Source organism: Rhizobium sp. BK251 (genome assembly GCF_004345245.1).
GTDB lineage: Bacteria > Pseudomonadota > Alphaproteobacteria > Rhizobiales > Rhizobiaceae > Rhizobium.
The window spans coordinates 1-16,343 of sequence record NZ_SLUQ01000018.1; the positions used below are offsets into that span (position 1 = coordinate 1).

A 16,343-nucleotide genomic window follows, 5' to 3' on the forward strand; every position below is an offset into this window, starting at 1 on the left:
GAGATTGGACTCTTTGCCTTCCCTCACAAGCCGCTCCATTTCGAACGCCTGGAATTGCATGCCGCGCGAGGGCACTCCGACCTCGAACTCCTCGAGGATCGTGCCTGCATGATCGATCACCTTAAACGAAGTAGGCGTGTACCAGGTTGAAGCGATCTCGATGCGACCTTGGGCTCCGTAGACGTAGGCGGGGTTTGGACCCGCGAGATCGAGCGCAGAGACGGTGGTCGAAATCGTGCCGCCCTCGTGCCGCATGAGTGTGGCGACCTCGGCATCCACTCCCGTCTCCTTGAAACGCGCGGTGGCGGAAACCGACGTCGGCGCTCCCAGAATGTCGATTACGAAGGAGATCGGGTAAATTCCGAGGTCCAGAAGCGCACCCCCGCCGAGTTCGAGCGCGTTGAGGCGGTGCTTGGGATCGGCAGGCAAGAACTGGAGGTGTTCGGCCGAAACTGATCGTAGCTCCCCGATCGTCCCTGCATCGATGATCTCGTGGATGCGCTTCATGTGCGGCAGAAAACGGGTCCACATCGCCTCGAGCACGACCAGCTTCTTCGTGCGTGCCTTTTCGACAATCTCGCGGGCTTCTTTTGCGTTCAGCGTGAAGGGCTTTTCGACAAGCACGTGTTTGCCAGCGTCGAGGGCGAGAAGCGCGGTATCGACGTGCTGCGGGTGCGGTGTTGCCACGTAGATGATGTCGACGTCCGGATCGGCGACCAGATCCTCGTAACTCCCGTGTGCATTTGGGATCTGAAAGCGCTTGGCGAATGCGGCTGCCTTCTCACTCGATCTTGAGCCGACCGCCGTGACAGTCAGTCCGGCCGCTCGGAGATCGGTCACGAAGAGCTCTGCAATCCACCCAGTCGCAAGAATACCCCACCGCAAAGGCATGTTCATAAAGCTTCTCCTCGCTATCTCGTGCGGCATAGGACAGAAGAAAGCATCTGATGGTCAAGCCCGAATTCGGTCAGTGATAGTGTGTGTCCCAATGCCGGGCTCATCCTATTGCCGTGACGAGTACTCCGACCGAAAGGACACACAATCATTCAGGAGGTCGGCCATGCGCACGAGATCCGGCAGCGTGCGGGCGCTCAACTTCCTCATGAGCCTTCCGCGATGGAGCTTGATGGTGACCTCGCGAAGTCCGAGTTCCCCAGCTATCTGCTTGTTCATCAAACCCTCGGTCACAAGCAGCATCACCTGCTGTTCGCGCTCTGTCAGCGTCAAGAACCGGTCCTCCAGCGCACGCAGCGCCTTCAATCTGTTTCGCCGTTCCTTGTCCCGTTCGATCGCTGTCATGACGGCGTCCAGGACGTCCTGATCGTGGTAGGGCTTCGTGATGAAATCCACCGCGCCTGCCTTCATCGCCCTTACCGTCATCGAGATATCGCCGTAGCTGGTCATGAAGATGATGGGTAGTTGGTCGCCCTCATGGGCAAGTTGGCACTGCAGGTCCAACCCACTGAGTCCGGGCAGACGAACGTCGAGGACCAGGCAGCTCGGGATGTCGGGCAGAGGTGTTTCGAGGAATTTATCTGGAGATTCGAACACTTCAGAGTGGAGGTTCATGGATTTCATAAGGCGCTGAAGGGCATCTCTGACCGCAGTGTCGGCATCGATTATGTACACGATCGAATCCGGTTTCTCTTCCTTGGCGCAGTCGTCCTGGAACCGGAATTCGTATTTTCTCTGCCCATGAGCCTGATGCCGGGACGCTATATGGATCTCACGGTTCCCGGATCCGTCCATCATCAAGCTGCCTTGGAGCGAGGAATGCACAAAGGTTGATCTTTTGGCGATGTAGTTCATCTTCCTAGCCTTCATTCATTCTTGCTACGGCCGTTTCGGCAATCGGGAATGCGGGACGCAAATGGTACAGGTGGTTGCCTTCAGCCCACGACGTGTCTTCACACGGAGGCGGCTCGGCAACGCCAAGTGCCCCACGACGCAACGATTCCGCGAGCGCGGCGACCACATCCACGAGATACTCACAGCCATCGAATAAGAGCAGCATCTGTCTGTCCTGCAGACGCTCGACGGAGATCTGCCCGGCCGTCGCGAGGACCGAGGCAACCGCGCTCTTCCGCTCACGGCGTTCAGCGGTATCCGCACCATGCTGCTTTCGTACGGAAGGAGCGACCATGCAGTAGCCTCGGCCCGCTACGTTCACAATGTATCGGGCGCCGCCAACCTTCTCGCCGAGTAGTTTCCGAATCCTGGCGATGTGAACCCGCAGGCATCCCTCCGAAACGTTTATTTCCTTCCAAACGTAGTCCCGGAACTGCTGCGTCGTAACCAGGCTGCCAGCGTTCTCTGCCAGCAGTATCAGTATGTCGAGGGGGCGCCCGTCCAGCATGACGGGTTGATCACCTCTGCAAAGACGCCGCTCGGCTGGGTATAGGCGGAAGGGTCCGAATTCGATGAACGAGGATGCACAGGTCATTTTGTCCTCCGTATCGGGGTGGCGACGGAAGGGTGATCTCCATCACGCCTGTCCTCGCATTCACGGTCCACTTCGGCTCAACGCTTGTCCGACACCCGCGTGAGCGCAGGCGCTCCCGATCGCTGTGATGCGGCCGTTCAGTCATCCGTGGTTTAGGATTGGACGTCAGCTTGTTCTGACTTGAGAAGAGGTTAGCCCATCGCCGAACGGCAAACCATTATCTCTTTCTGTAATGATATATTTCCCGTACGGGCGCCGCGACTTAGTGGCCGTCTTTCTTCTTTCAGCAATTGTGGGATTGTCAGGCGCATGATTGGAACCAGAATTTGTCACGACAGGCGGGCAGCGATGAATTGAGCAAGTGCGACGGCATCATTGTGCTCTTCATCCTTTGCGGAATATAGAATGGTTACCTTTGCCCGCCCGATCTCCCGCATCAATGTGCCGACGACAGAGGCATTTTGCACTAATTCGCTATCATACCGGGCCCGAAACTCATCCCACTTGGCCGGATCATGATCGAACCAACGACGCAGTTCCGAGCTCGGCGCGATCTCCTTCAGCCAGATATCGACGCTCGCTGCGGTTTTGCTGAGACCCCGCGGCCACAGGCGGTCAACCAGGATTCGAGTTCCGTCGCTCGCTTCCTTCGGTTCGTAGATTCGTTTGATCTGCAGAGACGTTGATCCTTTCGACGGCAAGCGCGGTGAGCTCGCAGACGCTCCGATGAACGAGGACGCATTGGTCATTTTTCGTTCTCCATATCCGGCGACGCACGAGAGAGTCATCTCCATCAAGCCCTTCATTCGGCCCGCTGCGACTGAATGCGCTATCCGGTCGAGCGCAAGCGGTTCCGATCGTAGCACTGCGACGCTTCAGTCGCCCGTTTGTCTAGGGGTTCGACATCAGGTTGTTCTGACTTGAAGGCAGATTAGCGAAATGAAAAGTGCAAACCATTATCTCTTTCTGTGACTATCCGTCTCCAGTACAAGCAACACGACATCGCGCGTGTCTTCCGCAGGTATCAAAGCTTTTTGGGATTCGTGCAGGCCAGGCCCGCTTTTCCAACGCGCCCTCCGGCATGGGTGGGCGCTTAGCCTCGAAGTGCGACGGCGATGGCGGCGACCAGCGCCTGGCTATTAAAGGGCTTCTTAAAGAAGCGTCCCTCGGGAAGATCCAATACGCGCTGCTGCGTAGCGACCTCGTGCGTACCGGTGATAAAGATGACCGGAAGGTCTGGCCGTATCGCATTTGTTGCTTGCTGTAGCTCGAAACCGTCGAGCTCCGGCATCATGATGTCGGTAATCAGACAGTCGATCTCCGATAGTCGGTCGCCCTCCAGCAGGTCACCCGGTGACGAATAAGCGCGCACGATGTGACCGACGGATGCCAGCAGATCCCCCAAGGATTCAAGCAGTCGCGGATCGTCGTCGACGATCGCAACCACTGATTTTCGCAAACTCATTTCAAGGGGACTCCTGCGTATCTCGAATGGGTGACCGGAATGTCGAGCTTGGTGGCGATCCGCACGAGGTCCGCGAACGACGCCACCCTCATCTTCTGCATCACCCTGCCGCGGTGAACCTGGAAAGTGATCTCGCTGATGCCGAGTTCCGCTGCCCCCTGCTTGTTGAGTAGTCCGCTGACGATAAGCGGAAGCACCTGCCGCTCACGAGGCGTCAGCTCATCGAGCCGCTTTCGCAGATCGGCGAGATCGTCGCGCTCTTCGCGGCGTCGGCGGTCCTGCTCGATCCCCGAGCGAACCGCCTCGACGAGTTCCGCCGCGGCGAACGGCTTGGTCAGGAAATCAACTGCACCGCGCTTCATCGCGGAGACCGAGGACGGAATGTCTCCATGGCCCGTGATGAAGACCACGGGCGGATGGTCTTCTTGCGCAATTTGCGCCTGGAACTCCAGGCCGTTGACATCCGGCAGTTCGATATCCAGTACGATGCAGCCCGGCAGATCGGGTCGCGGGAGCTCCAGATATTCACGCACGGAGCCCGCGGCGACGGCGTTCAAGCCGACAGAGGCGAGAAGTTCACCGACCGACTCCCGCACATGGGGATCGTCATCGACGAGAAAGACGATATGGTCGTTTTCGCTCATGTCGGTTCGCCAATGCTTCAACAGCAGTTCCTGCGCAGCAAGTCCTTCGGCCATCGCCTTGTCTCCCACTCTATCGGGATCCGGAGAGGCGCAATTCAATCTCCCACAGCGCGTCGGGACTCGTCCATCCGGTGGCCAAATCTTAGCAGAACGGTCTACGGAAGATGTTACAGAAACATATAACAAAGCGACTCTTCGACTTGTCGCGCTCTCGCCGTCGACAAAGCCGCCCGCATCGCCAGTCTATCACAAGACGCTACTGGAAGCTTTGCGCCCGAGCCCCAGATATCCTTCGCAACCAAGAAGGAGCGCGCCAATGCCGAAGGTGAAGATTTATAGAGCCGGCAAATACGACATCGGCACCGACAACATTCGAGAGTCGAACCGGTGGTGGACCAAAGAAGGCGCCGATCGACACGGCCTCATTTTGGAGGAATCGACCGGCATCGAGGTTGAAGACAGCGAGCTTGAGGTGGCGGGCGAGTACACTGAGCACGGCTACAATCCTCACCGACACGAGGGCTTCTAAGTCGCCACGAGAAGAGCAAGCGAGTGAGAGATCAACAGCTATCGTCGAAAGGTGATGTGGACAGTGCCACTCTCAGCCGTTTCTGCCTTAACCGTGTAGCCAGCTTCGAGTCCGCGCAGATCGTCCCACAGGCGGATGCCGCGTCCGAGCAAGATCGGGGTGATGGCGACGTGGAGGTGGTCGACAAGACCGGCTTTGAGAAAGTCGCGAACGACTGTAGGTCCGCCGCCTATCCTAACATCTTTGACGTTTGCGGCCGTTGTGGCCTGCTGGAGAGCGTCAACCGGAGTGGCATCGAGGAAGTGGAACGTGGTGCCGCCAGCCATCTCCATGGAGGGCCGCGGCTGGCGCGTTAGGACGAAGACCGGGCAGCGGAACGGAGGCACCTCTCCCCACCATCCACGCCAGTTCAGATCATCGGGATAGGTGTGTAGGCCGAACTTGCCCGCCCCCATGATTTCCGCCCCGATGTTGTCGAAGTATTCCCTCGCAAAACTATCGTCGATGCCAGTTGTACCTTTGCCGCTGGTGTCCCTGAGCACCCGCTGCCGGAATGTCCTCGTCGCAGCGTACGCGCCGACGAGACGGGGCCAGTCCCCGCCGAACGGAACTTCGGGGGTCTGGTCCGTCGTCGTCGCAAAACCATCGAGCGAGATGAGGAGATCGATGCGAACTACCACTGGAAGCCTCCTTGTCGAATGATTGCACCACGGCCGTACCACAGTGAGGACACGCGAACACTTAGGCATATGCCTTTATATTGGGCCCGACACTAAGGCAAGTGCCTTATTGTCCTTGACTGACCCCTCAGCGCATTCTAGTGAGTCTCATGCCTTACCATTCGACTCCCCTCGACCTGGCGTTTCATGCCCTCAGCGACCCGACGCGCCGCGCGGTGCTGTCGCGGCTTGCCGAAGGAGAGGCGTCGGTCAGCGATCTTGCCGTGCCTTTCGAAATGGCGCTGCCCTCCTTCGCGCAGCACATCAAGGTGCTGGAGGATTGCGGGCTGATCGTCAGCGAGAAGCGCGGGCGCAGCCGCTGGTGCCGCATGGTGCAGGCGCGGTTCGACGAGGCGGCGGACTGGATGGAAGCGGAACGTCGACGCTGGACCGAGCGGTTGGATCGGCTGGAACTCTACCTGGATGAAACGGAATAGGGTGATGAAGGAAATGGCAAGCCTGTTTGAGACATGGTCGCTCGACCGCGAAATCGTGTTGGTGAAGCTGCTCAACCATCCACGCGACAAAGTCTTTGCCGCTTGGATGGACCCCAAGGCGCTTAGCGTATGGTACGGTCCGGCTGGGCTCCGCATCGAGACCCACGAGGCCGATATCCGCGAGGGCGGGGTCTGGCGGTTCGACATGGTAGGCATGTTCGAGGGCCGGGAGCAGCGCTTCCCAAACCTCATGCGCTTTCTGGAGATCGTGCCGAACGAGCGGATCGTGATGGACTACGGCACGCCCGAGCCCAGCGACCCGGACCGTTTCCGCATGACGGTGACCTTCGACGAGCAGTCCGACGGCAAAACGGTGCTGACTTTGCGCCAGCTCCACCTCAGCCGAGAGCGGCGCCAGGTAGTGATTGGCTTCGGCGCGGTGGAATATGGGCAGCAGACGTTGGACGGCCTCGCCGCCTGGCTGGATGGCTGACCCGTTGGAGACTGATCGGCGAAAGCTATAACAATCTCGCGACATGGATCAGCTAACGCTGCCTGTCCGCTTCGGGCCAAGAGCTGTCGTGAATTGACGACTGCTTTGCGCCAACAGCAGACATCTAGAGAACCTCTCCGAATGGGCACAAACCTCCTTGCGTGATAGATCGGCCCTTATTGACTATCGAAAACCACAGGTGGCGCGAATACCCCCCCGCCGAACGACCCGCTCGACCGGTCTGTCTCGACAAAAAACACCATAATGTCATTGGCATCGACGCCCTCTTCCGCAAGGTTCTTCACCAAATGCAGGGCCAGCTTCTTCTTCCTGGAAGTCTCGGTTCCCGCCGACAGAAGAACCTCGATAAGCAGCGTCTGTTCGGTACGTGGCTTGGGCAGGCCCGGATATTGTGGACTAACCCTGAAATCATCGGGTCTGAGAGCAATAAAGCGCTGAAAAAAATCGCCTTCAGGATACCCCATAGCGATGGTCGCCGCGTGGATAGCCGCAGAGAGTCGATCTTTCTCGGGGGCTGACCAGTTTGATTTCATTGTCACGGTGAAAATAGGCATTGAGTGATCCTCGATGAACATGGGGCGCGTTCCGCAGAGCCGCGACCTCGTATATTCACGAACTTGACCGCTCAGAAAATCAGCAAATATCGACCCGTTGGTACTGAAATTCAGGACAGTTCGACCGACGACCCGACTAGCACGTTAATCGACAATAACGAGCCAAAGCCCAATGATCCAATGACAGCTTCGGGCCGGAAGCGGCCATGGTGGCGACTGCTGCATAATCGCGGGAGAATCCGAAGCAGCAACAACCGCCACCTCGGCACGTCGTGACGATAAGGTAGGGTGTAGAGTCGCAAACACGCCGCATCCTTTCGTCGAACATGCTCGAGGTGGCCGGCGGCGCGGCATCGTCAGACTGACGGCGCCGCAATCTCGACAAACTCCCGGCACGTCGGTTGCGGGCCCCTTCGACCATTTCCGCGTCCGGCGACACTTTTCTATAATTGCGCCTGTCAAGCGGTCTGTTTAAATTCCCCCATACAGACACAGGCGGAAGCACTCCGTCCCGCGACAATCATATCAACGACCTGCAAGAGCCAGAACACTGGCCACTCCATCGACACTGAAGCCTACCGACGACCCGCCATCACCCGAGCCTGAATGGCTTGGTCATTGGAGGCATTGCCGCCGACCGCATAGGCCGCTGCTAGCAGATCAAGTCTAGCCACTCCTCCGCAACAAGACGGATTTACCTCCGCGTAGGCGAAGCCCATGCCCCACGATCTTCCGAAATCTGCCGCTGATGCGCGAGGTGCGGCGCCCGCTTCGCCTCTGCTCTTCGCATCGCTCGCCACGGCCTTGGCCGGCTTTCTTGACGCTGTCGGATACCAGCAGCTCAATCACCTCTACGTGTCGTTCATGAGCGGCAACAGCACGCATCTTGGCATGGCCTTTGCGGCCGGCGAGTGGGCGGACGCAGCCCATGCCGGCTATATCATCGGTGCTTTCGTTGCTGGGGCTTTCCTTGGCACATTGATATCTGATGGAGCCTCGAGATCGCTGCGAGTCTTGCTTCTCGGGGAGATTGTACTTTGTGTCGCCGCGATCGCTCTGGCATCGGCCGGCTTTCCGACGCATGCCCTGACTTTGATTGCGGCCACGATGGGCATGCAGAATGTCATGCACCGCGATATTTCCGGCACGGACGCCGGCAAGAGCTTTATAACCGGTTCGCTCTTCGGCCTCGGGCAGTCGCTCGCTCGCGTGCTCACGAAGCGGGCAAAGCTGGCCCCTGCTTGCGTGAACGCAGTCTCATGGCTCTCGTTTATCGCGGGCGTCGGTTGCGGCGCACTCAGCTTCACCCATTGGGGCGTCATTCCATCGCTGACGCTCGCCTGTCTGGTCCTCGTCTTCATGTTCATTCTGGTATCGGTGATATGAACCCTTCAAACGCTTGCGCATGCACGCGGACGAAAGGCCATGGGTTAGACGTGGCGGCAATCTCGCTTCCGCGCGGAATGACCATCCATTTCCTTCCATCGAAACTTCGGCGTATGTCTCACCCACTAGAAGATACGGCCATGTCGCCGCCTGCAGGCAGGGCGAACCAGAATATCGTGCCATGCGGTTCGTTGGCCGTGATCCATAGCCTGCCGCCATGAGATGCCGCGATGGTCTTGCTGATCGCCAGCCCCATTCCCATTCCATGCGACTTGGTTGAGTAGAATGCATCGAAGACCTTGTTGCGGATCTCCTGTGGTATTCCTGGTCCGGTGTCATGGACCGCGACAGATATGAGGTTTTCGTCTTGCATGCCCGAGACGATGGTCAGCTCCCGGCGGGTGCCATCGTTCTCAGCGGCCATGGCTTCGATGGCATTGACGCTGAGATTCAGGATGACCTGCTGAACTTGCACGCGATCCGCGGCAACACGCGGCAGGGCCTCGCCAAGCCTGATCTGCACCGAGACGTCCTTCTTGAGCGCCTCCGCGCTGATCAGAGATGCCGTTTCGGCAATGATCCCGTTTATGTCCACAGCCTCGGTCTTCGGCGGCGCCTTCTTGACAAGCGCACGCGTTCGCTCGAGCACCTCACCTGCGCGATGTCCTTCGCTGACGACGCGTTCGAAGGCCCGACGAGCCGCTGTGATGTTCGGCGGGTCTGCAGCGAGCCAGTTCAAACCGGCGGAGCCGCTGGTGACGACGCCGACCAACGGCTGCATGACGTCGTGCGAGATCGCCGCCGACAATTGCCCGGCCACGGCGACCCTGTTTGCATGCGCGAGTTCCGTCTGAAGCTCCCGATTGCGCCGATCGCTCGTCCTGGCGGAATCTTCGGCACGTTTGCGTTCGGTCAAGTCAAGAACGTACGAGACACCGCTTTCGAACTCCGTCTCTCCGAAGGCTGCAGCGCCAATCAGGACCGGCACGCGACTGCCGTCCTTTCTGAGGAACTCTTTCTCCCATGGGCTCGCAATACCGGTCGTCTTTACCTCCTCGGCCTTTCTCGCATCGTTCGCCCATCCCTCCGGGGGCGACAGATCCGTCCAGCGAAGCCGACCTGCCTCCAGATCCTCGCGGTCGAAGCCCACCATCTCGAGAAACGAGTCATTGGCCTCGAAGATCTCGCCGTCGAGCGTCCACATGAAGACACCGATGATGTTGGCGTCGACGAGACGGCGAATCCTGGCTTCCCGTTCCTCCAGATCCCGATAGAGGCGCGTGTTCTCAAGGGCGATGGCGGCGTGCGAAGCGATCAGTTTCAGGATCGACAGCCTGTTCTGGGTAAAGACGTTGGCCGCCAGATTGTTTTCGAGATGAAGCAGCCCGAGAAGCTTTCCTTGATTGACAAGCGGGAGCACCAGTAGCGAGCGCACGCGATGCTGACGGATATAGGCGTCCGACGCGAAGGCATGGTCTGCAAGGGCGTTGTCGAGGATCACGGTTTCCCTCGTCCGGATTACATACTGGACAACGGCTTCCGGAAGCTCGATGGCGGTCTGGAAATCCTCCCGGTGCCGGACGACCACTCCGTTTCCCGTCATCAGAGCCTCGGCCTCTACTGCATGGCCCGCGCCGCTTGAAAGCATGAGTACTGCGCGCCCCGCCCCGGCGTGTTCGATTGCCGTTCGCATCAACGTGTCGACGAGCCTTTCGAGAACAATCTCACCCGAGACGGTCTGCGCCACCTTGATCACGGTGGCCAGATCAAGCTGTTCTGCTGCGGCAACGGTCGTGCTGGTGGGAAGCGTCGCGGGCTGCCCATCGCGAAGGTCCCGGTGCATTTCGTCTAGCTGCTGCACCTTCGCGTTCGCGCCCCAGCGGGCGTAGCAGGCACGGGCCTCCAGCAGATAGGAATGCGCCAGATTTTCCGAGCCTTGCCCAGCGTGAAAACGCGCTGCCGTTTCATTGGCAATGGCCTCGTACTGCACGAACCCATTCATGCGGGCTGTGCGAATGCTCTCATCATAGAGGCGCTGTGCATCGTGCCCGCGGCCTTCCAGCCGGGCGATCTCCGCCGCGACCAGAACATGCTTGTCGTCGAAGCTCGGAGAGCGGGCCTCCTGCGCCCACATGCGCAGTTGGGCATGATGCCCGGCGATTTCCGCAGACATCGCTTCGCGCTCGATTTCCGGAGCCCGATCAGCGAGCGCGGCCAGGGCCAATGCGGAGAAGTAGTGGTAGTCCATCTGCTCGATCTGCATGTTCCTGATCGAGGGGTTGGAACGAACCTTGGCGGCGGCGGCCAAGGCCGCCTCGTACTCTCCCGCCAGCACGTGCACCATCGTCTTGCGTGTCCAGTACCACCATATGACGACCGAATTCTGCGAGGCCGCGAGGCTCTCCTCGAACGCAGCCTCGTCGAAATCGTCGCCGTCATAGCTGGCCAGGTTACGCGTGCGCCCGCTCAGGCTCGCTACCGCCCGTTCCGTGGAGACGATGAGATCGACCCCCGCACGGAAGCCGGTCTTACGGGCAAAATCGAGCGCCTGCTGGCACTCCCCATCGACCTCCTTGAGATTCTGGCCGCTCAAGAAGACGTGCAGAACAATCACCGCAGCCTCGAAGCAGGCGTAGTAGAGGTCGCCCGCCTCGACCCCTCCTCGGAACGCGGACCGCAGCCAGTCAAGTGCCGTCGGCAAGGGTTCCGTCCAGGCGGCCGCAAGCCCTGTCAGGTGATTGACCCGCGCTATATCGACCGCGACATTGCGTTCGGCCGCGAGACGACCTGCCAGCTTCGCTATTCGATACCCGTCCTCGTAACAGCCGAATGCAGGACCAATGGCGTAGCCCAGCAAGACAAGTCCCTGCGCCGAGGTACTCGCCGTGCCTCGTTCCAGGCAGAGATTGATCATCCGGCAGATCACGAGGATCGTCATGTTGAAGTTGGAGAAATAGGCCGGCGGCTGCATCTCGGCCAATAGACGCATTGCCGCCAGCGCCTTCGGATCGGTCGTTGGCGGCAGATCCGCAAAGGTTTCTATCGGAAGGCCTTGCAGGTTTTCCAGGATCGCGTCGTATTCGCGCTGCACGTCGACCCAGGTCGGAGAGGAGGGCAGCTCGATTCCCAGAAGCCTCAGGCCCTCGATGGCGTTCTCGACCGCCCCGCGATTATCCGACTTGACGACACAAAGTTCGACCTTGATGCGATAGATCGCTGCCCTGTCCACATCCGTTGTCTGTCGCGCCAGCAGCGACTCGATTATCCGATCGGTCCCATCGATGTCACCGCTGCGGAACGCGCATTCGGCATGCTCCAGCGCCAGGGCGAAGGCAAGGTCGTAGTCCGTTCGCCACCCTGTTTCGCCGAGCTGTGCCCTGCCCCGTGCGATACAGACGCAGGCAGCGGCATAAGCCGCGGACGCCTTCGCCTTCCGGCCTGCGCGCAGGTTTAGGGAGGCGACGGCAGCCCTTTCCGATTGGGAGGCATTGGCGGTTTCGCCACGGTTGAACTGGTTGACGATGTCGAAGATATTCGCCTCGATCTCGTCCTCATCGAGCGTTGCCAACAGTCGAGAGCCGATTGCCCAGTGGGTCGCTCCCCTCTCCTGCTCGGGAATGGTGGAATAGGCGGCCTCATGAACGCGGTCGTGCGCAAACGAGTACGCATCCTCGACCTGGAGAAGCAGGCCCGCGCGAAAAGCCTCCTGCAAGAACGTCTGCGTCTCGTTCCCGGAGAAGTCGGTCATCCGTTGGAAAGTCGCTATCTTGACGTTGCTGCCAATGCCAGCGAGTTGCTTCAGAGCCTGTTGCGAACCGTCGGAGAGGCGGCTGAGCCGCTCAACCATGAGGTCCACGACGCTGCCACTGACATACTTGGCACCGATGCGGTCGATATCCCACTGCCACCGTGACGCGCTTAAATCGTAGTAGAGCAAATTCTCGTCCACCAGGGAGGCGACGAATTGCGTGGTGAAGAACGGGTTGCCCCCCGTTTTAGCGAAGACGATCCGTGCAAGAGGCTTCACTCTTTCCCCTTGATCCTCCAGTGCATCGGCAATCATGCGGCCGACGTCGTCCACATCGACGCCGCGCAACGCGATCTCCTCGATGGGAATTCCGGACCGACGGATCGCTTCGAGCCGCGCGGACAGAGGATGGTCGGGACCGACTTCATTGTCCCGGTAAGCACCGACCAACAAAAGGCTGCCAAGCTCGGTCTCGTCGGTCAGGCTCTCGAATATGTCCAACGTGGCGACATCGAGCCACTGAAGATCGTCGAGGAACAGCACGAGAGGATGCTCAGGACGCGCAAACACCCCGATAAGCTGCCGAAACACCTGGCGAAAGCGCTTCTGCGCCTCCGGTCCGGACAGGTCTGGCACGGGCGGCGGCTCTCCGATGACGTGTGTGAGTTCGGGAATGAGGTTCACCATCAAGCGGCCGTTGAAGCCCAGGGCTTGAGAAAGCGCAGTGCGCCATGGCGCAAGCTCGACGTTGCTCTTGCCGAGCAATTGCCGAACCAGACCCTGAAACGCCTGCGCGAGCGTCGCGTAAGGGATGTCGCGCTTGTATTGGTCGAACTTGCCGACGGCGAACAGTCCGCGCGCCGGCACCAGGGACTTATGCAGCTCGTTGACGACCGATGACTTGCCGATACCCGAATAGCCCGACACGAGCACCAGTCCGGGCGCGCCCGTCGTCACAACACGTTCGAAAGCGGCGCCAAGGCGGTTGATCTCCTGCTCTCGACCATAGAGCTTCTCGTGAAAGATCAACTGGTCTGGAGCTTCGCTTGCTCCGAGATCGAAGGGAGGGATAGTGCCGTGCGCCTCCCACTCGGTCAGGCAGCGGCGAAGATCCGACCGCAGTCCCGCGGCGCTGCGGTAGCGATCCTCGGCGGCCTTGGCCAGCAACTTCATGATAATTGCAGAGAGCTGCGTCGGGATTCCGGGCCGCCTGTCGCTGGGAGAGGCCGGTTGGCGCGCGATATGGCAATGGATCCATTCCATTGGATCGGAGGCAACGAATGGGAGGACGCCGGTGAGTGCCTCGTAGAGCGTAACGCCAAGGGCATAGAGGTCGCTGCGAGTGTCGATCGAGCGGTTCATCCGGCCCGTCTGCTCGGGTGCCATGTAGGCGAAGGTGCCCGCAATCACCTCGGGCGGCGCGGGCGTCTGACGCTCCCTTGGAAGCCGTGAGGCGATGCCAAAGCCCGTCAGCCACGCGCGGTCCCCCGAGGGGGTGACCAGGATGTTGCCGGGTTTGATATCCTTATGCAGCAAACCGGCCTCGTGCATGCGTGCGACCGCATCCGAGATCGCAATGGCAAGTCGCAGAAATGACCGGATTTCGACGGGAGCTCCGATGAGACGCTTCAGGCATTCGCCGCCGGGATCCTCGAGAATAAGGCATGCGACCCCGTTTGTGTCCACGAGCCTTGCAGGGCGAGCTGCCCACGAACTGTCCAGGTGAGGTCTGAGGCCGTGCTCGTTGTTCAGCCGCGCCACCAGCTCCCGCGACGAATGCCCAGCAACGGGGCCGGAGACAAGAAGTGAGCTCGAACCGGCGATAGTGCTTGCGCCTCTGAGAAGAACCCGTGCCCCGTCCTCTGAAACGACATGATAGGTGATTTTCTCATCGTCGCGTGTCCAGTCCGGTAGAGTCATGTCCCCAGTCCATTCCCCTTGGATGCGATCGCACTATCGATATCCGAATACTCTATCGCGTTTGTCAGCAATCTTGAAGATAGCCTTAGGTGTTGGCCGAGACGGCGAAGGAAGGCTGCGGACACGCTATAGTCCGCCGCGAGATCTCAATCCCACGCGCCCCGTGCGTACGACTCGTCGACATAGGCTGGATACTCGACCTTGGCCCTTTCGGGGAAGCCCGGATCCAGTTCGAACGCAGATGCCTGCTTGGTGTCCTGGGTTGTCGCGATGATCTGACCTGCCGGATCGACTGCAAAACCGCCGCCCCCGAACAACCTGTTCCTGGAATCGCGGGGCTGCCATCGGTTGGACGTTGCGACGTAGGCGCCGGCCGATACTGCGGCCATCGTTGCCGCGGTCTGCCAAAGGAACCGGTTCTCGCCGGTCGCCCGAGGCGCCACGATCAGTTCGACGCCCTTCCGGCCGAGGTCTCGCGCATGGTTCGAGAACATCAACTCCGTGCAGAGCAGCACTCCGACCCGGAGGCCGCCGACAAGGGCCGTCTCAAATCCGGGGATATGCGGGCGAAACCAGTCCGCTTCCTCCCAGCCCGGCTCGGCCGGAAAAAGGTGCTTGTGATGGAGTACCGTATAACGCCCGCCTTCCAGCGCGAAAGCCTCGTTTGCGAGCCGTTCGACTCCCATGACAGGTCGCGACGAGATGATGGAAGGAACGTCCAACTGCTTCAGAGACTGAAGCCCCTCCTCGTGCAGGTCTACCCATCGCGCAGCCGCATCACGGTCGAATCCTTTGGCCTTCGGCAGCCAGTGTCCGAACGGCATCTCGTTGGTGACGAGAAGATCGGCACCGGCCCCGCTGATCTCGCGTCTTATCGTCTCCCACTCGGCCCCTCCTGGTAGCAGGCCATCGGGCCATTCGACGATCGCCACTTTCGTCATCCTCGCTCCATCTGTCTTTCGCACAATCACCCCAATCTCCTCATATTAGGTCGATTAGATCTCCGGGAGCGCCGCCGCCTCGACCTGGAGCTTCTCACGTCCCATCGTAGCCTTTCTGAAGGCACTGGGTTTTGAGCCGGTGACCTTCTTGAACGCCTTCGTGAACGCCGCTTCCGACTCGTAACCGACGCTTCGCGCTATCCCCGCAATCCGCAGCGAGCTGGTCTCCATCAGCCTGCTTGCCATGTGGATCCTCCAGTCCGTCACATAGCCGAGCGGCGTCTGGCCGACCAGGTTGCGGAACCGAGCGGCAAAGGCTGAGCGTGACATCCCGGCTGTCTTAGCAAGCATCTCCACGGTCCAAGTCCTCTTCGGGTCGGCATGGATTGCTCTGAGGGCCGGAGCCAGGTTCTTGTCGGCGGCAGCAGCGAGCCATCCCTTTTTGGGCATTGAACACTCGTCGATCAGCGCGCGCACCGAATGGATGAACAGGAGCTCGAATAGCCGTGCGGCGGCCGCTTCCGAGCCCAGTCGAAGGTTTTCGGTCTCTGCGGCAAGAAGATCGAGGACTGACTGAAATGCCGCCGTTCTCTGCTGCTCCCGCTTGAGGTGGAGCAATGGCGGAAGAACGCATAGGAGCGGCTTCGCATCCATGCGATCGATCTCGAAAAATCCACTGACGAAAGTGGACGCTGGACCGTCACCGCTAAGGCGGATGTAACTGCCTACCCGCATGGCCTCGACGTCGACACAAGCCATCCTCGTCGAGCCTTGGTGGTCGTAGAGCTGATAGGGCTCGTCGGCGAGGATTATGAATACGTCACCGCTTTTCAGTCGAATAGGCTCCGGGTTGCTTCGCGTCGTCAAGACACCTGTTCCATCCACCACCAGCCCGAACTTGATCGCGGGCTCGCCGCCCGACTCCAAGCCCCATGGGGCATGGGCGTCGAGACGCGTGAAGCCCGATCTGCGAACACGCATAGAAGAGAACATTTCCGTCAGAGGGTCCATGTTACAAGTTCCCATAATGGACGATCGCGCCA

General features: G+C 59.8%; 15 protein-coding genes. 4 read left to right on the top strand and 11 right to left on the bottom strand.

The window, feature by feature from the left end; all coding sequences use genetic code 11:
• The 6 genes from EV286_RS30755 to EV286_RS30780 form a co-directional block, all read right to left on the bottom strand.
• Positions 1-897 (bottom strand): Gfo/Idh/MocA family oxidoreductase (locus EV286_RS30755; RefSeq protein WP_132961041.1); only part of this gene is annotated, 897 nt, incomplete at its 3' end.
• A 105-nt stretch (positions 898-1,002) separates the two neighbouring features.
• On the bottom strand, positions 1,003-1,809 hold the full coding sequence (locus tag EV286_RS30760) for a response regulator (RefSeq protein WP_245500892.1): 807 nt from the start codon (positions 1,807-1,809) through the stop codon (positions 1,003-1,005).
• A gap of 4 nt (positions 1,810-1,813) precedes the next feature.
• Positions 1,814-2,443, bottom strand: coding sequence for a winged helix-turn-helix domain-containing protein (locus EV286_RS30765; RefSeq protein WP_132961042.1), 630 nt, complete (start codon positions 2,441-2,443; stop codon positions 1,814-1,816).
• Positions 2,444-2,772: 329 nt separating this feature from the next.
• Positions 2,773-3,192 (bottom strand): DUF488 domain-containing protein, encoded by a 420-nt coding sequence (locus tag EV286_RS30770; RefSeq protein WP_132961043.1) that lies wholly within the window; start codon positions 3,190-3,192, stop codon positions 2,773-2,775.
• A 344-nt stretch (positions 3,193-3,536) separates the two neighbouring features.
• Positions 3,537-3,908: a response regulator gene (locus EV286_RS30775; protein WP_132961044.1), complete on the bottom strand. Its 372-nt coding sequence runs from the start codon at positions 3,906-3,908 to the stop codon at positions 3,537-3,539.
• Complete coding sequence (locus EV286_RS30780; protein ID WP_132961089.1) at positions 3,905-4,552, bottom strand: response regulator; 648 nt, start codon at positions 4,550-4,552, stop codon at positions 3,905-3,907. Before EV286_RS30780 ends, EV286_RS30775 begins: the two co-directional genes overlap by 4 nt.
• A 316-nt stretch (positions 4,553-4,868) precedes the next feature.
• Between EV286_RS30780 and EV286_RS30785 the strand changes: the two genes are divergently transcribed.
• Positions 4,869-5,081 carry a hypothetical protein gene (locus EV286_RS30785; RefSeq protein ID WP_132961045.1) on the top strand — a complete coding sequence of 71 codons (213 nt, stop codon included), beginning with the start codon at positions 4,869-4,871 and terminating at the stop codon, positions 5,079-5,081.
• Between the two features lie 38 nt (positions 5,082-5,119).
• On the opposite strand, the gene EV286_RS30790 is transcribed toward EV286_RS30785, so the two are convergent.
• Positions 5,120-5,761, bottom strand: a complete 642-nt coding sequence (locus EV286_RS30790) for a dihydrofolate reductase family protein (protein WP_132961046.1) — start codon at positions 5,759-5,761, stop codon at positions 5,120-5,122.
• Positions 5,762-5,910: 149 nt separating this feature from the next.
• Here EV286_RS30790 and EV286_RS30795 point away from each other — a divergent pair, with 149 nt between their 5' ends.
• Positions 5,911-6,237 carry a metalloregulator ArsR/SmtB family transcription factor gene (locus tag EV286_RS30795; RefSeq protein ID WP_132961047.1) on the top strand — a complete coding sequence of 109 codons (327 nt, stop codon included), beginning with the start codon at positions 5,911-5,913 and terminating at the stop codon, positions 6,235-6,237.
• A gap of 4 nt (positions 6,238-6,241) precedes the next feature.
• Positions 6,242-6,730, top strand: coding sequence for an SRPBCC family protein (locus tag EV286_RS30800; RefSeq protein ID WP_207909953.1), 489 nt, complete (start codon positions 6,242-6,244; stop codon positions 6,728-6,730).
• Between the two features lie 176 nt (positions 6,731-6,906).
• Here EV286_RS30800 and EV286_RS30805 read toward each other — a convergent pair whose 3' ends face one another.
• A complete protein-coding gene (locus EV286_RS30805; RefSeq protein WP_132961048.1) occupies positions 6,907-7,326 on the bottom strand; it encodes a tautomerase family protein in 420 nt (139 codons plus the stop codon).
• 696 nt (positions 7,327-8,022) lie between these two features.
• Here EV286_RS30805 and EV286_RS30810 point away from each other — a divergent pair.
• Positions 8,023-8,691 carry a YoaK family protein gene (locus tag EV286_RS30810; RefSeq protein ID WP_132961049.1) on the top strand — a complete coding sequence of 223 codons (669 nt, stop codon included), beginning with the start codon at positions 8,023-8,025 and terminating at the stop codon, positions 8,689-8,691.
• A gap of 118 nt (positions 8,692-8,809) precedes the next feature.
• On the opposite strand, the gene EV286_RS30815 is transcribed toward EV286_RS30810, so the two are convergent.
• The 3 genes from EV286_RS30815 to EV286_RS30825 all read right to left on the bottom strand — a co-directional run bounded on the left by EV286_RS30815 (position 8,810) and on the right by EV286_RS30825 (position 16,326).
• On the bottom strand, positions 8,810-14,359 hold the full coding sequence (locus EV286_RS30815; protein ID WP_132961050.1) for a trifunctional serine/threonine-protein kinase/ATP-binding protein/sensor histidine kinase: 5,550 nt from the start codon (positions 14,357-14,359) through the stop codon (positions 8,810-8,812).
• 146 nt (positions 14,360-14,505) lie between these two features.
• Positions 14,506-15,300 (bottom strand): carbon-nitrogen hydrolase family protein, encoded by a 795-nt coding sequence (locus tag EV286_RS30820; protein ID WP_132961051.1) that lies wholly within the window; start codon positions 15,298-15,300, stop codon positions 14,506-14,508.
• Positions 15,301-15,354: 54 nt separating this feature from the next.
• Entirely contained in the window at positions 15,355-16,326 is a 972-nt protein-coding gene (locus tag EV286_RS30825) for an AraC family transcriptional regulator (protein ID WP_348633596.1), read from the bottom strand.
• Between the last annotated feature and the right edge of the window lie 17 nt (positions 16,327-16,343).

What these genes read in the sequence shown, in the direction of transcription:
- EV286_RS30760 (WP_245500892.1), bottom strand. Translation starts at nt 1,809, where the DNA reads ATGAACTACATCGCCAAAAGATCAACCTTTGTGCATTCCTCGCTCCAA.
- EV286_RS30765 (WP_132961042.1), bottom strand. Translation starts at nt 2,443, where the DNA reads ATGACCTGTGCATCCTCGTTCATCGAATTCGGACCCTTCCGCCTATAC.
- EV286_RS30770 (WP_132961043.1), bottom strand. Translation starts at nt 3,192, where the DNA reads ATGACCAATGCGTCCTCGTTCATCGGAGCGTCTGCGAGCTCACCGCGC.
- EV286_RS30775 (WP_132961044.1), bottom strand. Translation starts at nt 3,908, where the DNA reads ATGAGTTTGCGAAAATCAGTGGTTGCGATCGTCGACGACGATCCGCGA.
- EV286_RS30780 (WP_132961089.1), bottom strand. Translation starts at nt 4,552, where the DNA reads ATGAGCGAAAACGACCATATCGTCTTTCTCGTCGATGACGATCCCCAT.
- EV286_RS30785 (WP_132961045.1), top strand. Translation starts at nt 4,869, where the DNA reads ATGCCGAAGGTGAAGATTTATAGAGCCGGCAAATACGACATCGGCACC.
- EV286_RS30795 (WP_132961047.1), top strand. Translation starts at nt 5,911, where the DNA reads ATGCCTTACCATTCGACTCCCCTCGACCTGGCGTTTCATGCCCTCAGC.
- EV286_RS30800 (WP_207909953.1), top strand. Translation starts at nt 6,242, where the DNA reads ATGAAGGAAATGGCAAGCCTGTTTGAGACATGGTCGCTCGACCGCGAA.
- EV286_RS30805 (WP_132961048.1), bottom strand. Translation starts at nt 7,326, where the DNA reads ATGTTCATCGAGGATCACTCAATGCCTATTTTCACCGTGACAATGAAA.
- EV286_RS30810 (WP_132961049.1), top strand. Translation starts at nt 8,023, where the DNA reads ATGCCCCACGATCTTCCGAAATCTGCCGCTGATGCGCGAGGTGCGGCG.
- EV286_RS30815 (WP_132961050.1), bottom strand. Translation starts at nt 14,359, where the DNA reads ATGACTCTACCGGACTGGACACGCGACGATGAGAAAATCACCTATCAT.
- EV286_RS30820 (WP_132961051.1), bottom strand. Translation starts at nt 15,300, where the DNA reads ATGACGAAAGTGGCGATCGTCGAATGGCCCGATGGCCTGCTACCAGGA.
- EV286_RS30825 (WP_348633596.1), bottom strand. Translation starts at nt 16,326, where the DNA reads ATGGGAACTTGTAACATGGACCCTCTGACGGAAATGTTCTCTTCTATG.